Annotated in this window: 20 protein-coding genes and 1 tRNA gene; 9 read left to right on the top strand and 12 right to left on the bottom strand. The window is 30.8% G+C overall.

All coding sequences use genetic code 11. From position 1 onward, the window contains the following. Window positions 1-244 precede the first annotated feature (244 nt). Window positions 245-511 carry a hypothetical protein gene (locus P9515_RS07390; protein ID WP_011820828.1) on the top strand — a complete coding sequence of 89 codons (267 nt, stop codon included), beginning with the start codon at window positions 245-247 and terminating at the stop codon, window positions 509-511. Here P9515_RS07390 and P9515_RS07385 read toward each other — a convergent pair. Beyond that, entirely contained in the window at window positions 506-1,435 is a 930-nt protein-coding gene (locus tag P9515_RS07385) for an oxidoreductase (protein WP_011820827.1), read from the bottom strand. The two genes, P9515_RS07390 and P9515_RS07385, sit on opposite strands and share 6 nt — an antisense overlap. Window positions 1,436-1,606: 171 nt before the next feature. Beyond that, window positions 1,607-2,356 carry an NAD-dependent DNA ligase gene (locus P9515_RS07380; RefSeq protein ID WP_011820826.1) on the bottom strand — a complete coding sequence of 250 codons (750 nt, stop codon included), beginning with the start codon at window positions 2,354-2,356 and terminating at the stop codon, window positions 1,607-1,609. A 298-nt stretch (window positions 2,357-2,654) separates the two neighbouring features. On the opposite strand from P9515_RS07380, the gene P9515_RS07375 reads away from it, so the two are divergent. Beyond that, complete coding sequence (locus P9515_RS07375; protein ID WP_011820825.1) at window positions 2,655-3,791, top strand: FAD-binding domain-containing protein; 1,137 nt, start codon at window positions 2,655-2,657, stop codon at window positions 3,789-3,791. Window positions 3,792-3,949: 158 nt separating this feature from the next. Further along, entirely contained in the window at window positions 3,950-4,516 is a 567-nt protein-coding gene (locus P9515_RS07370) for a DoxX family protein (RefSeq protein WP_011820824.1), read from the top strand. Here the strand turns inward: P9515_RS07370 and P9515_RS09820 are convergent. The 6 genes from P9515_RS09820 to P9515_RS07345 form a co-directional block, all read right to left on the bottom strand. Beyond that, window positions 4,513-4,680: a hypothetical protein gene (locus P9515_RS09820; protein ID WP_011820823.1), complete on the bottom strand. Its 168-nt coding sequence runs from the start codon at window positions 4,678-4,680 to the stop codon at window positions 4,513-4,515. The genes P9515_RS07370 and P9515_RS09820 overlap by 4 nt on opposite strands. Before the next feature lie 76 nt (window positions 4,681-4,756). Next, window positions 4,757-5,308 carry a pyridoxamine 5'-phosphate oxidase family protein gene (locus tag P9515_RS07365; protein WP_011820822.1) on the bottom strand — a complete coding sequence of 184 codons (552 nt, stop codon included), beginning with the start codon at window positions 5,306-5,308 and terminating at the stop codon, window positions 4,757-4,759. Then, the gene (locus P9515_RS07360) at window positions 5,295-5,918 is read right to left on the bottom strand and encodes a DUF1295 domain-containing protein (protein WP_011820821.1); all 624 of its coding nucleotides are present in this window, start codon (window positions 5,916-5,918) and stop codon (window positions 5,295-5,297) included. The genes P9515_RS07365 and P9515_RS07360 overlap by 14 nt, the downstream gene beginning before the upstream one ends. 65 nt (window positions 5,919-5,983) lie before the next feature. Beyond that, window positions 5,984-6,055: transfer RNA gene (locus P9515_RS07355), tRNA-Val, on the bottom strand. A gap of 55 nt (window positions 6,056-6,110) precedes the next feature. Further along, window positions 6,111-6,902 carry a photosystem II electron transport protein, Sll1252 family gene (locus P9515_RS07350; RefSeq protein WP_011820820.1) on the bottom strand — a complete coding sequence of 264 codons (792 nt, stop codon included), beginning with the start codon at window positions 6,900-6,902 and terminating at the stop codon, window positions 6,111-6,113. Next, window positions 6,903-7,469 carry a hypothetical protein gene (locus P9515_RS07345; RefSeq protein ID WP_011820819.1) on the bottom strand — a complete coding sequence of 189 codons (567 nt, stop codon included), beginning with the start codon at window positions 7,467-7,469 and terminating at the stop codon, window positions 6,903-6,905. A 101-nt stretch (window positions 7,470-7,570) separates the two neighbouring features. Between P9515_RS07345 and serA the strand changes: the two genes are divergently transcribed. The 4 genes from serA to P9515_RS07325 all read left to right on the top strand — a co-directional run bounded on the left by serA (window position 7,571) and on the right by P9515_RS07325 (window position 10,969). Continuing rightward, on the top strand, window positions 7,571-9,157 hold the full coding sequence (gene serA, locus P9515_RS07340; protein WP_011820818.1) for a phosphoglycerate dehydrogenase: 1,587 nt from the start codon (window positions 7,571-7,573) through the stop codon (window positions 9,155-9,157). A 16-nt stretch (window positions 9,158-9,173) separates the two neighbouring features. Then, window positions 9,174-10,076, top strand: a complete 903-nt coding sequence (gene prmA / locus P9515_RS07335) for a 50S ribosomal protein L11 methyltransferase (protein ID WP_011820817.1) — start codon at window positions 9,174-9,176, stop codon at window positions 10,074-10,076. Between the two features lie 143 nt (window positions 10,077-10,219). Further along, window positions 10,220-10,519 carry a ferredoxin gene (locus P9515_RS07330; RefSeq protein ID WP_011820816.1) on the top strand — a complete coding sequence of 100 codons (300 nt, stop codon included), beginning with the start codon at window positions 10,220-10,222 and terminating at the stop codon, window positions 10,517-10,519. Between the two features lie 81 nt (window positions 10,520-10,600). After that, window positions 10,601-10,969 (top strand): hypothetical protein, encoded by a 369-nt coding sequence (locus P9515_RS07325; RefSeq protein ID WP_011820815.1) that lies wholly within the window; start codon window positions 10,601-10,603, stop codon window positions 10,967-10,969. A 3-nt stretch (window positions 10,970-10,972) separates the two neighbouring features. Here the strand turns inward: P9515_RS07325 and P9515_RS07320 are convergent, their stop codons facing one another. Then, the gene (locus P9515_RS07320) at window positions 10,973-11,533 is read right to left on the bottom strand and encodes a pentapeptide repeat-containing protein (protein WP_187146020.1); all 561 of its coding nucleotides are present in this window, start codon (window positions 11,531-11,533) and stop codon (window positions 10,973-10,975) included. Window positions 11,534-11,610: 77 nt separating this feature from the next. Further along, window positions 11,611-12,549 (bottom strand): ribonuclease Z, encoded by a 939-nt coding sequence (gene rnz / locus P9515_RS07315; RefSeq protein ID WP_011820813.1) that lies wholly within the window; start codon window positions 12,547-12,549, stop codon window positions 11,611-11,613. Between the two features lie 88 nt (window positions 12,550-12,637). Here rnz and P9515_RS07310 point away from each other — a divergent pair, with 88 nt between their 5' ends. Further along, window positions 12,638-13,831: a SpoIID/LytB domain-containing protein gene (locus P9515_RS07310; protein ID WP_011820812.1), complete on the top strand. Its 1,194-nt coding sequence runs from the start codon at window positions 12,638-12,640 to the stop codon at window positions 13,829-13,831. Window positions 13,832-13,834: 3 nt separating this feature from the next. On the opposite strand, the gene truB is transcribed toward P9515_RS07310, so the two are convergent. Next, window positions 13,835-14,752: a tRNA pseudouridine(55) synthase TruB gene (truB, locus tag P9515_RS07305; RefSeq protein ID WP_011820811.1), complete on the bottom strand. Its 918-nt coding sequence runs from the start codon at window positions 14,750-14,752 to the stop codon at window positions 13,835-13,837. 143 nt (window positions 14,753-14,895) lie between these two features. On the opposite strand from truB, the gene P9515_RS07300 reads away from it, so the two are divergent. Continuing rightward, window positions 14,896-15,573 carry a class I SAM-dependent methyltransferase gene (locus P9515_RS07300; RefSeq protein ID WP_080513419.1) on the top strand — a complete coding sequence of 226 codons (678 nt, stop codon included), beginning with the start codon at window positions 14,896-14,898 and terminating at the stop codon, window positions 15,571-15,573. On the opposite strand, the gene rpmA is transcribed toward P9515_RS07300, so the two are convergent. Beyond that, the gene (gene rpmA / locus P9515_RS07295) at window positions 15,563-15,823 is read right to left on the bottom strand and encodes a 50S ribosomal protein L27 (RefSeq protein ID WP_011820809.1); all 261 of its coding nucleotides are present in this window, start codon (window positions 15,821-15,823) and stop codon (window positions 15,563-15,565) included. The genes P9515_RS07300 and rpmA overlap by 11 nt on opposite strands. Window positions 15,824-15,826: the final 3 nt, after the last annotated feature.

Here is a 15,826-nt window from a genome sequence, read left to right as displayed (position 1 = left end):
ACTACTCTATTAGCCTTAATACCATTATTTTTAACAGTTGTTAGTGGAAACTTATATTCAATATTTTATTATTTTAGATTGGATTTTTTTGCTCATTAAAATTCATAAAGGAGATTTTTTCTTTATAAATTTGCAACATCTTTATTCGCCAGTTTTAGGTTTTCTAACAATATTTGCAATAATTTCTGGTTTATTTTGATTTCCTAGATCTAAACTTAAATATCCAGATTAGTTAATTAAATTTATGAGAGAAAATATTTCTGAACTATGGTTTTCTTGGTTTTATAAGAATTGGGAGAAAAATGCTCCTGGTGATTTAATTGAGAAGGGCTTATCTCCATCGCAAATAGCGGAGAGATTTGTGAATGAAAATCATAATAATTTGTTTGAATTGGCCAAAGAATTTGATGAAGAAAATTATCAGGCATTAATTGAATTTATGAAACTTTCAGAAAGTGAATTGCATATCTTGAAATATTTTTTGAAGTTAATAAAACTAAAAAACTCATAAAAAATTACTAAGTATTTCCATACTCTTTTCCCAAAGACTTTTTCTTTCTTTCTTATTTGTAGCAAATGGTGAAGCTGGAGATAATTTTGGGTGACCTCTAAAATTAAATTTAGGCCCGTAATGTTCACCCCCTTTTGCCTGAGGCGAAGTAGCAGCAAATAATTGTGGTAAAGCACCCATTTCGGCAGATTGAAAAATTGGGCTAAATAATTCTAAAGAGAAAATTTCAATTGGATTAGGCTTTGGTTTCTGGGCAGAAAAAAGATTTGTTTTTGCAATACCTGGATGAGCTGCTAAAGATAGAATATGTTTTTGCTCAAGTTTTTCGTTTAATTCTAAAGCAAACATTACATTAGCTAATTTACTGTTAGCGTATGATTCCCATTTGTTGTAGTAATTTTCTGCTTTTAGATTATTCCATCCAACTTTTCCAAAAAACTGGGCGCCAGAAGTTACTGTTACTATTCTAGATCCTTTTTGCTTTTCAATTAAAGGAAGAAATTTTAATGTTAAAAGCATATGAGCTAAATGATTCACCGCAAATTGTATTTCAAAACCTTGTGGACTTAATGTTTTCGGTGGATGCATTATTCCTGCATTGTTAATTAGCAAGTCTAACTTCTCAAACTCAGTTGAAATTTTTGATCCAATTTCACTCACTTTATTTAAATCTGCCAAGTCTAATTCAATGGGGGTGAATTTTCCTTCAGGATTAAGTGACTTCAATTTGTGTAAGGCTGAATTAGCCTTTTCTAAAGTTCTGCAAGCAAGTACAACATGGGCATTTTTTTCTGCTAAAGCTTTAGCTGTGTAATAGCCAAGACCACTATTCGCTCCTGTGATGAAAACTGTTTTGCCATCTAGATTGGGAATATCTGATATGGTCCAATTGGAATTTCTATTCTTAAGATTAGTTGCAGTCATTTTTGAAAACTTATCTAGATTGTTGAAACTTAATTAAGAATTAATCTTATTTATTATTTTTATCGTAAATACTAATCAGAAGGATCGTGACCACTTAAAAAGTTACTCCTTTTTCTAATTTGAAAATTTTTTTAGGATTTAATTAATTTATTAATTATTTTCGAAATTAAATTATTTTTTAATTGCATATTGCCATTCATTATATTTTGAAAGATTTGTTTCTCTAAGCAACTGCAATTTTCTACTATTTATTTTGATGACAATTCCATCAGTTGGGTATTTTGAAAAAATTTTTCCATCTAACCATCTTTTTCTAAATAACTCGACTTGGCTTGTAAAATTAGTGAAGTAACTGTGAGGGGTGTTAAAGCCACATTTTTTAAGATAGTTAAGGGTTTCATACTGGTTAAGTCTTCCATTAAGTATTTGGAAACAGCAAAAGCTGAAACTTTTTGCAATCCTTTTTTTATTGTTGAGGAATTCGCTTGTAATTTTTTGGGAAAAATAGGGAGTTTGGTTTGGGGAGTAAAGCTCACCTCTAACTTGAAAATCTCGTTGGATAGGAAGGCGACTGGGGACATCTTTAATCTTTTTAATTTTGCTTGTGACATCAAATCCTGTTCTTGTAATGGCTTTATTAAACTTGCCATTTATATAATTAATTGCAATAGCACATCCATCAATTTTTGGTTGAATGCTCAATCTTGTGTTTTTTAACAAGCTCGCTAAAAACTCTATATGGTTTTCATTAGCCAATGAGGGAAGTAATAAATTATTTTTTTGATTAAAGTAATCACATTGTGGATCTGTTCGGAGTAAGTTTTTTTCAAGTTGATCAAAAGCTTTATCTGATATTAGAGCGTTGCCTATTCTATATTGTTCATCAAGATGTTTAACATTTTTTTCTAATAACGAACCCATAATATTTCTTGAATAATTTATAAATATTTTTGAGGAGAATTTTTATTAAAGTTAAGTTTTCATAAATAAAAATTTAACTTTATGATTCCGTAAAAATTCATTTGTCCATAAATATTTTCCTATGGGGAGTTGATTCGAAAGGTATAAAATGTACTTATTGAATGCTTAAATTAAATACTTCAATAAAACATTTTTTCAAAAAAAATTTTATGAACTTCTATTCGTTAAGTGATTCCCTAAAAAAATTTAGTATTTACCTAGTTACAATTAAGAAAAATATGTTCTAGCTTATGTAAAAATGACACAATTTCAGGATGCTCAAGAAAAGTGGGTCGATTTTTTAGAGAATAAAATTCAAAACTATGAAAAATTTCGTAATTTTGATTATGGACCAGAGAATGTTAGCTCGGTTTCGAAATTATCCCCTTACGTTTCGCATAGGATTTTATTAGAGTACGAATTAATTGAGGAAGTTAAGAAGAAATATCAATCTCAAAAAATTAATAAATTTATAGAAGAAATTTATTGGAGAATTTATTGGAAAGGTTGGATGGAGAATAGACCGAATGTTTGGGTTGATTTTATTTCAGAAAAAAATTTTAAATATGATTTTGAAGCCTATGAAAAAGCAATTAATGGAGATACAGATTTAAGCTTTTTTAATTCATGGGTTAATGAGTTAAAGACTCATAACTATTTACACAACCATACTCGGATGTGGTTTGCTAGTACTTGGATATTTAATTTTGGACTGCCTTGGGAATTAGGTGCGAATTTTTTCTTTAAACATTTATATGATGGGGATTCTGCCTCCAATATTTTGAGTTGGAGATGGGTTGCTGGATTACAAACAAAAGGGAAGCAATATCTTTTTTCCCCCTCAAATCTTAGGAAATTTTCAAATAATAGGTTTAATGTTGAAAAAATTAATAATAAACAAATCTTTCTAGAAGAACTAAATCAAATTCCATTAACAGATGAGATTTATAAGAGCAATATGGAACAAAAGTCAGAATCACTCATATTATTTGAAAACGATTTACATGCTCCAACCCTTAAAAATATCTTTCAAAATTACAAACGAGTATTCATTATCCTGCTAGGAAACGAACAAAGAAAGATAAAATTATCTTCAGCAGTTATGAGTTTCAAACAACAAATAGTTTCCGAATTTGTAGCGCAATTTGATAATGTTACTCAACTTAATACTATAAGACTTCAAGAAAACTTTAAAGATATTAATCAGTTAGATATGATTTATCCCGGCATAGGAGATAATAACGATTTTATAAAAAATTTTAAAATTTCAAATAATAAAGTTATCTTTAACTTAGTAAGAGATCAAGACTTATTTGCTTGGAAGTTTGCCAAAAAAGGATTTTTTAAATTTAAAGAAAACATTCCAAAAATCAATAAATATATTTTTCAAAATTAATAATTGAAGATTTTTGAAAGGTAATATATTTTTATAAACTTGAACATTTAATATTCATTGCCATCTAAGTATATATACTTAATTAAGGATCAGTTTGGTGGTTTAATCCACGATGGATAATGTGGCTAGTTATTTTTACTTAAGAAATACGTTTTATAGTGCTTTCAACAATTCTTACAAAATCATTCAGCAAAGATACAGCTTTATTAATTTTAAGAGTTATAACTGGTACAGTTTTAATTCATCATGGTTTTGAAAAGCTTGCAAATATTGAAAATTTTGCTGATGCCTTTGTCAGACCTTTACACCTACCTTTCCCAATATTCTTGTCATACGTGGCCGCATTTTCAGAGATAGGAGGCAGCTGGCTACTAATTCTTGGTTTAGCCACAAGATTTGGTGCGCTCGCAATCGTTGGCACTATATCAGTAGCCATTTATCATGCGCTCGTCACAGCAGGTTTTAATATTTTTTTATTAGAACTTTTGCTTTTATATTTTGCCTCTTCAACTTGTATTGCTTTAACCGGTCCTGGGGATTTCTCGATTGATGAGGTTATAATTAGAATATTGAGATCTGAATCTGAGGACGAAGAAGTTCAACAGGTGTCTGTAAAATCAAAAGCTAAAATTGGAAAATCTACAGTTAAAGATGAAGAGGAACCCAACAAAGGTGGTATTTTTCAATTCTTACAAGCTAATTTACTTTCAGATACATCTAACTAAACCTTAGGATAGAGATTACTAACAAGTTCTTGTCTTCTTCTAATAGAACTTAACCTTTCAAACCTTATTTTTAAAGTTGCTTCAGTTAAACTTAAAAACAATCCAAAGGCTGTTACCCAAGATAACAAGATAAAGGAATTTTCTGGAATTTCTGAGAAATTCATAAGGATAATGTTTCTTTAACCAAACTGACCGATCTATATAGCTTTTTCAACCTAAGTAAACAAATTAGAAATATTTTTAAGGATATATTTCTATTTTTTTCCAATTATCTTCTTTATTCCAGACATATCTCTTGTGTATTGGCTTAACTAATTTGAGAAGATCTACAGAATATATTTCAATTTCAAGTACAACGAATCTTTCTGGTTTATTCAAATTATTAGAAATCATTTGAGGTTGTTGAATTTTGTGATCAATCTCTTTTCCTGGATGCGGCCAAAACCAAGTTGATTTTGCGCTATCTGATAATGAATCCCAATATTTTATGTTTTCCTTCACTTCCTTCATCTTTCCTTTAAATCTAAATTGCGATTTGCTTCTAAAAAAAAGCCATAAAACCTCCGCATTGGAATTAAATTGTAAATGAGAAAATTTTTCACTAAGTTGATCAGTAAAAACAAGGATTGAACTTTCTGTTTTCCATCCTCTAAAGACAACTGTCCGCAATCTAGGCTCGTTATTATTATTAACTGTACACAACTGAATCCATCTGCTTGAGGGTAATTTACCCTCTTTAATTCTCGCAGATTTTAATTCTTGTCTCCATATTGGAATTTTATTTTCTGTCATTGAATTTAGGAAAGATTAAACCACTAATTTGTTGATACTCCTTAAATGAATCGTATTTTGTCAGTGATTTGTCCTTTTTTAGCATTCTTGGTAGAAAGACTACAACGAAAAATAAAGCAAGAATTAAAAAAGGTATAAAACTCATAGAGAGAATAGCAAATGATAAATAAATTAGTACTTCCCCAAGGTAATTAGTGTTTCGTATTTTCTTGAAAAATCCATCTTTAATAAGTTCTTTTTTAATTCTAAGAGTGAAATATTTTTGAGCATCACTAGCAAAATGAAGAAAAACACCAACTATATTTATTGAAATAGAAGCTGCAATTATTGGATATGGAACTGATTTTTGCGAAGATATTAGAATAAATGGGGCTATCCAGTAACTACCAAGGAAAAGAAACCCTGTAATTGAGGTGATAAGATTTATTTTTTCTTTAAAATAAGGATCCGGAAATATTTTTTCTTTTAATAGCCAAAGAATCCCATATGTGCCATGCAAGGATAAGTAAACCCATGCTGCTATTGAATAGTTTTCATAAAATATCATCAACCCCGCAACAACAAAAAGAGTTAAACCTTTATGCAGGTTAATTATTTGGTTGAGTTTCATTTTTTAATTAATCTAAAAAACGAAAGCATTATTTGTGGATTATCTTTAGTTCATAAATAGTTTAATGGGCGATACTGGATTCGAACCAGTGACCACTACCTTGTCGAGGTAATGCTCTACCGCTGAGCTAATCGCCCTTTTAGCAAAAGTCAAATATTTGAGCTCCCTATATGAAAATAGCAGCTTGAGTATTCATTTTCTAATTAACTTAATTTTCCATCTTTCTCTTTTTGTCATTTCCAAATCTAGAATTTCAACAAACCCCTTGTTATCAAGCTGAACTTTGTCTCCAACCTTTAAACTAATAGTACCTTTCTTAACAGTCTTACCATTTAATTTAAGCATTCCAGTTTCTATTCTTTCTAATATTTTGGTCCGAGAGATCCTAAAACCTGCTGAAGCTATTGCATCTAATCTTGTTGAAGCCTCTACGGTATTAATTAGTTTTTGTGATCTTCCAACCGGTATTTGTAATGAATCTAAATCAACTATTTGTATTTTTACTTTTACATCTCTTAGGAAGAAAACTTTTTCATTTAAGTCTTCAATTTTTGAATCATCGATTATTCCTTGAGCTCCTCTGTCTCCTGTAGTCCAAATATCACCAATTCTCTCTTCAATTAGACCGTTATCCCTTAGTAAAGATCTGAAATCATCCTGAGTTGCATTATCAAATAAAAAATTGCCTTTCATTAGAATACCTTTTGCGGGAAAATTTTTTATTAGTTCATTTTCATCTGGGACATTATCTTCTCTGAAACATGCAATCTTGGATTTTTGGGCTGAGGGATATCCTCCAAAAACAAAAAATTTAAAATCATTTAAATTTTCAAATTCTTTCAAAATCTCTTCACATACAAATGTTGAATTAAACCCTGTCCAATACGTTACCCAATGTTTTAAAGATAAATTAGAAATATTTATTAATTCCTCAATTTCTTTTTTGTAATTTGAGTTTATTAATAATTCCTTTAAGTCAATCATTTAGCTTTCTATAAAAATTATGTCTCTTGGTTCTGATTGTTTTATTAAAGCCCAAGGTAATTCAGTACCTATTTGGTTTTCGAGAAGAACAAGCCATTTCCCCTCTTTATTGAAATCAATAATAGATTTCAACTCTTTATTCCTATTAAGATTGATACTTGCTGAAGATACAATGCTACCTAAATATCCTGAGCCCATACCCAAAATACCCCCTATGAAGGATTCGCCTATATTATTTAATCCTAGGAAGCTAAAAGTGGATAAGTTTGTCATGTTGGAAAATGCTATGCCTGCTATAAATCCAAATGGCATAAGCCAGATGCTCATGTTTTTTTGTCTAATCTTTCTATCAAGTTTTGGATTTAGGATTCTTATGTTTTCTATTTCATCAGATCTAAAAAAGCTATTTTTCGATGAATTTAATAATTGTTGTTGATCGGGAGTTATTTTTTCTTTAGATGGCACTATTAATAAAGTTTCTTCAAGAAATACTGACTTATCTTTAAAAACATTTAAAAGATCAAGGCATTTTTCTAGCTCATTAAATATCACTATACTTTTAGTCAATTTTCATTCCTCAAATGTTGGTTTGTTGATTCAAATAAAAAAAATAAGATATCTCTACTATAGATTAAGTTAAAGTAAAAAATTAAAGAACAACTCTTTAAATGACAAAAGTTCTAATTACCGATCCAATTGATCAAACTGGAATTGATATTCTTTCCCAAGTCGCTCAAGTTGATCAGAGAATAGGAATCTCCAACCTTGAATTGGCATCTATTATCCAAGACTATGATGCTCTTATGATACGTTCTGGGACTCAAGTTACAGGAGATATTATTAATTCTTCTAAAAAACTAAGAATAATTGGCAGGGCTGGGGTTGGTGTAGATAATGTTGATGTTAAGGCTGCTACTCAGAAGGGTGTATTGGTTGTTAATTCTCCAGGAGGAAATACAATAGCTGCTGCCGAGCATACAATTGCAATGATGTTGGCATTATCTAGAAATATACCGATTGCTAACAGTAGTACTTTTTTAGGTAAATGGGAAAGGAAAAAGTTTGTTGGTAATGAACTCTTTAAGAAAAAGCTAGGTGTTGTGGGTTTGGGAAAAATAGGTACTCATGTCGCAAAAGTTGCTAATGCGCTTGGAATGGATGTTTATGGATATGATCCTTTTGTTTCCTCAGAGAGAGCACAACAATTACAGGTCAAATTGTCCGAATTGAAAACATTGTTTGCTGAATCTGATTATGTAAGTTTACATTTGCCGAGGACTTCAGAAACAGAAAACTTGGTAGATATGAAAGTGTTAAAAAGTATGAAAGATAATGCGAAATTAATAAACTGTGCTCGAGGGGGAATAATTGATGAAGAAGCTTTAGCTGAGGCGCTTAATAAGTCATTGATTGGAGGAGCAGCTATTGATGTGTTTGCTGAAGAGCCATTAGATTCTAATTCACCATTACTTAAAGTTGATAAAAATTTAATCCTTACTCCTCATTTAGGAGCCTCAACAAGGGAGGCTCAAGAGAATGTTGCAGTAGATGTTGCGGAACAAATAAGAGATGTTCTTTTGGGCCTTTCTGCAAGAACAGCAGTAAATATTCCTGGTTTAAGTCCTGATATTATGGATAGCCTTAAACCTCATTTACAATTAGCTGAAACAATGGGTCTTTTAATAAGCCAACTTTCTGGAGGAAAAATTCAAAAGTTAGACCTAAGGCTTCAAGGCGAATTTGTACAGCACCCTTCTCAGCCCTTAATTATAGCAAGTTTAAAAGGCCTATTAAGTAAAGCGCTTGGAGATCGAATTAATTATGTTAACGCGTCTCTTGAGGCGGAATCAAGGGGTATTTCAGTGGTTGAAAGTAAAGATGAGGCTAGACCTGAATTTGCTAGCGGCTCACTCCAATTAACTACATTCGGAGATAATGGAGAGCATAGTGTTGCAGGAAGTATTTTTGCCGATGGTGAATTAAGAATAATTAGCATTGATCAGTATCCAGTTAATGTTTCTCCAAGTAGATTTATGCTTATAACTAGGCATAGAGATATGCCTGGCATTATTGGAAAGTTAGGTTCCCTCTTGGGGGACCACAATGTCAATATTGCTTCAATGCAAGTTGGTAGAAAAATTGTCAGAGGAGAAGCTGTTATGGTTTTAAGTATTGATGATCCGATCCCCACAAATTTGCTTGAATCGATTCTTGAAGTTGAGGGTATTACTAGTTCCGATCCAGTAACTTTGTAAATACTCTAAGAGTTTAATGGAAATAAATTATTGGTATAAACTCACCTTTGAAATAGAAGCTAATTTAGAAGAGATCATTATTTGGAAATTAAACGAATTAGGTATATCTAGTTATGCATTAGAAATTTTATTAAATAATAAAAATAATAAAAAAGTTTTAATTTGGCTTCCAAATTTAAATTGGCCAAAAAGTTTAAGAATTAAACTTGAGAGAAATATTAAAGAGGTTTTAGATAAAAATAATTATCGAACTAATTGTTTTGAGTGGATTGTTATTGAGCAGGAAGATTGGATGTCAAGTTGGAAAAAGTATTGGGGACCAGAACTTGTAGGCAAAAAATTACTTGTATTGCCTTGTTGGCTTGAATTGCCAGAGAAATTTAAAAATAAGAAAGTTATTAAAATAGATCCAGGAGCAGCTTTTGGTACTGGCAGTCATCCCACGACATCTCTTTGCTTAGAAGAATTGGAAAAATTTTCATTATCGAATAAGAAAATATTAGATATAGGTTCAGGAAGCGGTATTTTAAGTATTGCTGCTAGATATTTTGGAGCTAGCAAGGTTTATTCTATTGATAATGATTATCTGGCAATCAATTCTACTGAATCTAATTTTCGGCTAAATTTTGGTGATTTAGATGATTTAAAGACATATCTAGGAAGATTCGATGAGTTGGTTTCAAAATATTCTTTAAAGAATTTTGATTTGATTTTATGTAATATTCTTGCAGAAGTGATAAAAGGCATAATCCCTGATATTCGTAACTGTTTAAAAATAAATGGAGAAGTGATTTTTAGTGGAATTTTGAATTCTCAAAAAGATGAAATTATTAAATTATTAAATGCTAGTAATTTACAAATAAATGATGTATCTTCTAAACAAGGCTGGGTGTGCATTACAGCACAAAAAATCATCTGAACTGAAAACATATAAGTTTTCCTGATCTAACCCTCTTTTTACATTTCATTGTTTCATTTTTTACGCCAAAAACTCACAAATGGTTATGATCAATGTTAAAAAAGTATTATAAGTAATTTATTTACTAACAATCTCTTATTTAAATGGCTTCCTACAAAGTTACACTTATCAGCGAAAGTGAAGGTCTCAATTCTACTATTGAAGTTCCAGATGACCAGTATATTCTAGATGCTGCTGAAGAGCAGGGTGTAGATTTACCATATTCTTGTAGAGCAGGAGCTTGCTCAACATGTGCGGGAAAGATTACTACGGGTACTGTTGATCAGTCAGACCAAAGTTTTTTAGATGATGATCAACTTGAAGCCGGCTTTGTGCTTACTTGTGTCGCTTATCCATCTTCAGATGTAACAATTAATACTCACGCTGAAGAAGAGCTTTACTAATTTATAAAAATTAATTTTAATTAGTTGATATATAGAATTATTTCTGCCACTCTCTAATGAGGTGGCTTTTTTTTTTGCGAAATGAATAAATTTGAATTTTTTAAAACTGATGCAATTCAATCAAGTTATGGTGGACAATTTAGCTATAAAGTAATTGGACCGTGTTGTAGGCTATATGATAGAGAAGAGCTGCCTTGGCCATGCTCTAGACTTGCTTGGCGTAGTAAAGAACCTAGTTGGAGAAGAATAGGTTCAAGATTTGTAGCGGATATGGCCTCAAGGAAATGTCCTTCATATTCAGTTCAGATTTTAGAACCAGGATCAAAACCTGTAGAAACTGTAATAACACTATTTTCTAAGAAATTTTCAGCAGAAATCCAAGAATGGTGGTACAGCAAAAAACCAGCTTCAAAAGAAGCTGGTAATGTATATCCTAATTGTGTAAATTAGTTTTTAAGCTTTTGGCTTTGGAGGCATATAACCTTTTAGACCTGAGCATTCAAGGCTCTCAAAAGTATCAACACCTGTTCTTGAATTTGTTCCAGTTGCCCTTTCGCATAATGATTTTCTTGTTTTTAAATCAAGATTTGCATCAGTAAAATCTGCTCCATCTATAATTGCTCCATCAAAAACACTTTTCATTAGTTCTCCATTTGTCAAATTAGCATCTGAAAAATCAGCATTATCAAAACGAGTTGCATATGCAATAAGGTCTTTCATGTTGGCACCTTTGAAACTAGAATTTTTTGCAGTTGTTACGCTCATATATGCTCCCTGAAGGTTGGCTTCACCTAAATCTTGATTAGATAAGTCATATTTTACGTATTCAGTATTTTGAAGATCGGCACCATGAAGATCGTCTTTTAGTACATCTACCGAGGATGGATCGCTGGGATAAAGCGCATTTGCAGATATTGGATTAATAAGTAAACCAATAATCAATGGGAGAAAAATAAGAAGTCTTTTGAAAGACTTTTTTAGTGATGAAAAAATAGAAACCATTTCGATCGACATCAAATTAAAAAAAACCATAAGACTATTATTTCATGGGTTGGCCATTTACAACCCTACTGCTCACGAACTGTTGCAGTTTATTTAATTTTTGCGGTCAAGAAATCTTTTGCAAGATAAGTATTGGGGAAAATTTTTTGAGCTTCTAATAGTAAAGTGCTTGGCTTTATTAGGCTTTTTTGAGTATATCTAGGACTTATATGTGTGATAATTAATTTCTTTGCGTTGGCCAAGAGTGCAGTTTTTGCTGCCATTATTGTTGTCGAATGTAATTTTTCGTAAGCCATTTTTTCATCTTCCTTTGAAAATGTAGATTCATGGACCAATAAATCAGCATTTTTTGATAGGTTAATTGCCGACTCACTAAAAACTGTATCTGTGCAATAAACAAAACTTTCACCTTTTCGAGGAGGACCACAGAACTCTTGCCCATTAAAAGATCTTCCATCCTTCAATTTAACTGTTTTGCCGGCTTGTAATTCTGAATATATAGGTCCAGGCGGAATATTTAAATCTGTTGCTTTTTTTATATCAAATATACCAGGCTTATCTTTTTCGCTTACACGATAACCATATGCAGGTAGTCTATGTTTGAGACACGCACAATGAACTTTTAACTTATCGTTTTCGAATAAAATTTTATTAAATGAGGCCTTATCTTCAACTTCTTTAAAACGCAACGGAAATGACAACTTGCAATAGCTGCTTTTAAGTGCAGAAAGTACAAAAAATTTTAACTCTGAAGGGCCATAAAGTTCAATACCATTACTGTTTCCTGATAGCCCTAAGGTGGCTAAAAGGCCTGGCAAACCATATATGTGATCACCATGCATGTGCGTAATAAATATCTTCTTAATTTGCGAAGACTTAATATTACTTTTCATTAATTGATGCTGAGTCCCTTCTCCGCAGTCAAAAAGCCAAACTTCCGCCGTTTGTGATAATTTAAGGGCTAAAGAGGAGACATTTCTTGTTAAGGTGGGAACCCCCGAGCTGGTTCCTAAGAAAGTTACATTCACTTATTATAATATTTTTATTTTTATATCTAGATTAAATCTAGACTTTTAGTCAAACTAAGGCAAATACAAAATTTGTTTCTCAGACATAGTGATTTTTAAAACTATAAAAATTCCTCATAAATTTTTTTTGGTCGTCATTATAGGTTTTTTTGTTTTTCAAAATAACTCAGTATCTGCCTCCAGAGAGCCACTAATGAGGGTTCTTATATCAAAAGGCAATAATTTAAGGATAAGATCTGATAGATCAATTCCATTAACTATCAAAGGACAAAACTTCTCAAATAAAAAAGTTAAGGGTTTAACTTTAAAAAAGGAAAGTAATAGAACAAAAATATTTTTTGATAAGAATAAACAAAAAATTTACGATTTAAACAATGAATCAAAAATTATAGTTAAATCTACAGATGAAAGAGGTATTTGGGTCGGTCAGAAAAGATATTCTGGAATAATAAGTGTATTGATTCTTGATTCTGAGATATTAGTAATTAATATCCTTGGAATTGAAAAGTACCTAAGTAGTGTTGTCGGCTCAGAGATGCCAACTAAATGGCCATTGGAGGCATTAAAAGCGCAAGCTATTGCCTCGAGAACTTATGCATTAAAACAGAAAGGAAATGAGCTTTATGATATTGATTCTACGCAGAAAAATCAAGTTTATAATGGATTGGAATCAAGAACTTTTAAAACTTTAAGGGCAGTAAGAACTACTAGATCATTAGTTTTGACATATAAAAATAAATTAATAAATGCTTTATTTCATAGTAGTTCAGGAGGAATGACAGAAAATAGTCAAGATGTCTGGAATAATGAATACCCTTATTTATCTAGCGTTAAAGATTTTGATACATATAATCCAAAATTGAGATGGCAGAAAAAATTCTCGCATCAAGATTTAGAACGCTTTTTCCCTGAAATTGGTGGGATAAAGAAAATTGAGATAATAGATATAACTAATTCTGGAAGAGTAAAAAATATAAAACTTATTGGTAATTATGGTTCTAATAAGATATCAGGAGTTGATTTTAGAAAAAAACTTAATCTTAAAAGTAATTTTATTAGGTTTAAACTTATAGAAGATAAAAAAAATCTTTCTGATAATGATAATTCCTCTTTTCCTATTGAAAAAAATTTAATAGTTATAGGTCGAGGATCTGGTCATGGTGTTGGCATGAGTCAATGGGGAGCAAATTTTATGGCCTCCAAAGGTATAAAAGCAGAAAGAATATTAAAGCATTTTTATAAGGGTGTAAGGATTGAACCATTTAATAAAAAATTTTTATAAATATTATTTTGCATTGAGAACTAATTTGGGATGTAATTTATTTTTATCTTCATTAATAAAACCAATTCCTAACAGCATTTTTTGATTATTGATAATTTTAATCGGTTTTTTGTAATCAAATTTGGAGCTTTTAATCAAATTTTCTTCATCTAATTTAATTAATCTTCCTGTTTCCCAAAAATTAATTTCCTCTTGGTTATTTAAAATAAGTGTTGAAATGTGATCAAGTGCATAAATTGTAGGAATAATAAAGGTGGAACAGTTTTTGTTCAGATTAACTAGATCAGATATTTTAATAGAATTTTTTTCATGGAATCCACAAGCTGAAATTCTTTTAAGATTTAATAGACAACCTTCAGAGTCTAATACCCCCCCTAAATCTCTAGCTATAGATCTTATATAAGTACCTGTTGAACATGAAATTTTTATTTCTAATATTCCATTAATTTGGTCCCATTTTTTCAGAACTAATTCTTCTATTTTTACTTCTCTTGGTTTTAATTCGAATTCCTCATTCTTAAAAAATTTTTTGTAAGCTCTTTCTCCATTTACGTGAACGCTAGATACTTTTGGAGGTATTTGTTGAATTATCCCTCTAAATTTATTTAAAAATTTATCTAATTGAGCATTGCTCAAAATAGGCCACTCTTTTTTATTAATGATTTCTCCTTGTATATCATCAGTTTTTGTTCTTATGCCTAATTGGATTTGCCCAATATAGGTTTTTCCTTGTGGTAAGTATTGAATAAATCTAGTGGCACTTCCAATGGCAATTGGTAATGTACCTGTTACTCCTGGATCTAAAGTCCCTGTATGCCCAACTTTTTTTGTACCTAATAATTTTCTTATTTGTTGAACACAATCATGAGAAGTATACCCTTTCTCTTTATTTATTATTATAAATCCATCTTTGATTTCCATTTTAATATTAAGATTACTATGTGAACTATTTCTTACTATTTTATTATTTTTAAATAAGGAATTATTTAGGCAAGAAATTGAAAAAAGATGATTTTATATTAAAAGAGTTTAGAGATCATGCTTTTGATTTGAAATCACACTTAATAGAATTCTTATCTATTGATGAAAGTGATTTGGATGGGTTCCTAGAAAACGCAAAGATGGATTTGGCAAATCTTCATCCCGGAAATAATTTAAATGAGGCTGAAGATTTTTATAAAGAAATTGTAGGTGATAAACATTTGGCTGATTTGGCCGCTTGGCATATTTCAAGTAAAGATTATATTTCTGATACGTTAAAACTTCAGCAGTTATTTTCACAGAAATTAGTCCTTGATTTTGGAGGAGGGATTGGCACACATGCTTTGGCAAATGCAATGTCTCCTAAGGTCGAACATGTTTTTTTTGTTGATATTAATCAAACAAATAGAAATTTTGTTGAATATAGAGCTCAAAAACTAGGTGTGAGTAATAAACTCACTTTTTGTAAAACAATTGATGAAACTGAAATTTCTAGATTTGATACGATCGTATGTCTTGATGTCTTGGAGCATTTATCTGATCCGGCATTTCAGCTAAATACCTTTTACGAAATTATGGGCCCAAAATCTATAGGATTATTTAATTGGTACTTTTATAAAGGAGAAAAAAATGAGTATCCTTTCCATATTGATGATGAACAAATAGTTGAAAAATTTTTTAAGACTCTTCAATCAAAATTTGTAGAAGTTTTTCATCCTATTTTAATTACAACAAGAACCTATAAAAAATTTAGAGAATAATATTTACTCTTTTCCTATTTCTTAAATTCCTTTTAATACTATCAAAGCTTACAGTGCCTTCTTTAAGTGCAAAAAGTGTATCATCCTTACCCTTGCCGACGTTGATTCCTGGCAAAAAAGAAGTACCTCTCTGACGGATTATTATAGATCCTGCAGACACTTTTTCCCCCCCAAAGGCTTTTACACCAAGTCTTTTAGAATTTGAATCTCTTCCATTTCTGGTTGATCCGGTCCCTTTTTTATGTGCCATTAG

This window comes from Prochlorococcus marinus str. MIT 9515, from assembly GCF_000015665.1.
Taxonomy (GTDB): domain Bacteria; phylum Cyanobacteriota; class Cyanobacteriia; order PCC-6307; family Cyanobiaceae; genus Prochlorococcus_A; species Prochlorococcus_A marinus_P.
This window is presented reverse-complemented; position numbering and strand designations above follow the sequence as displayed.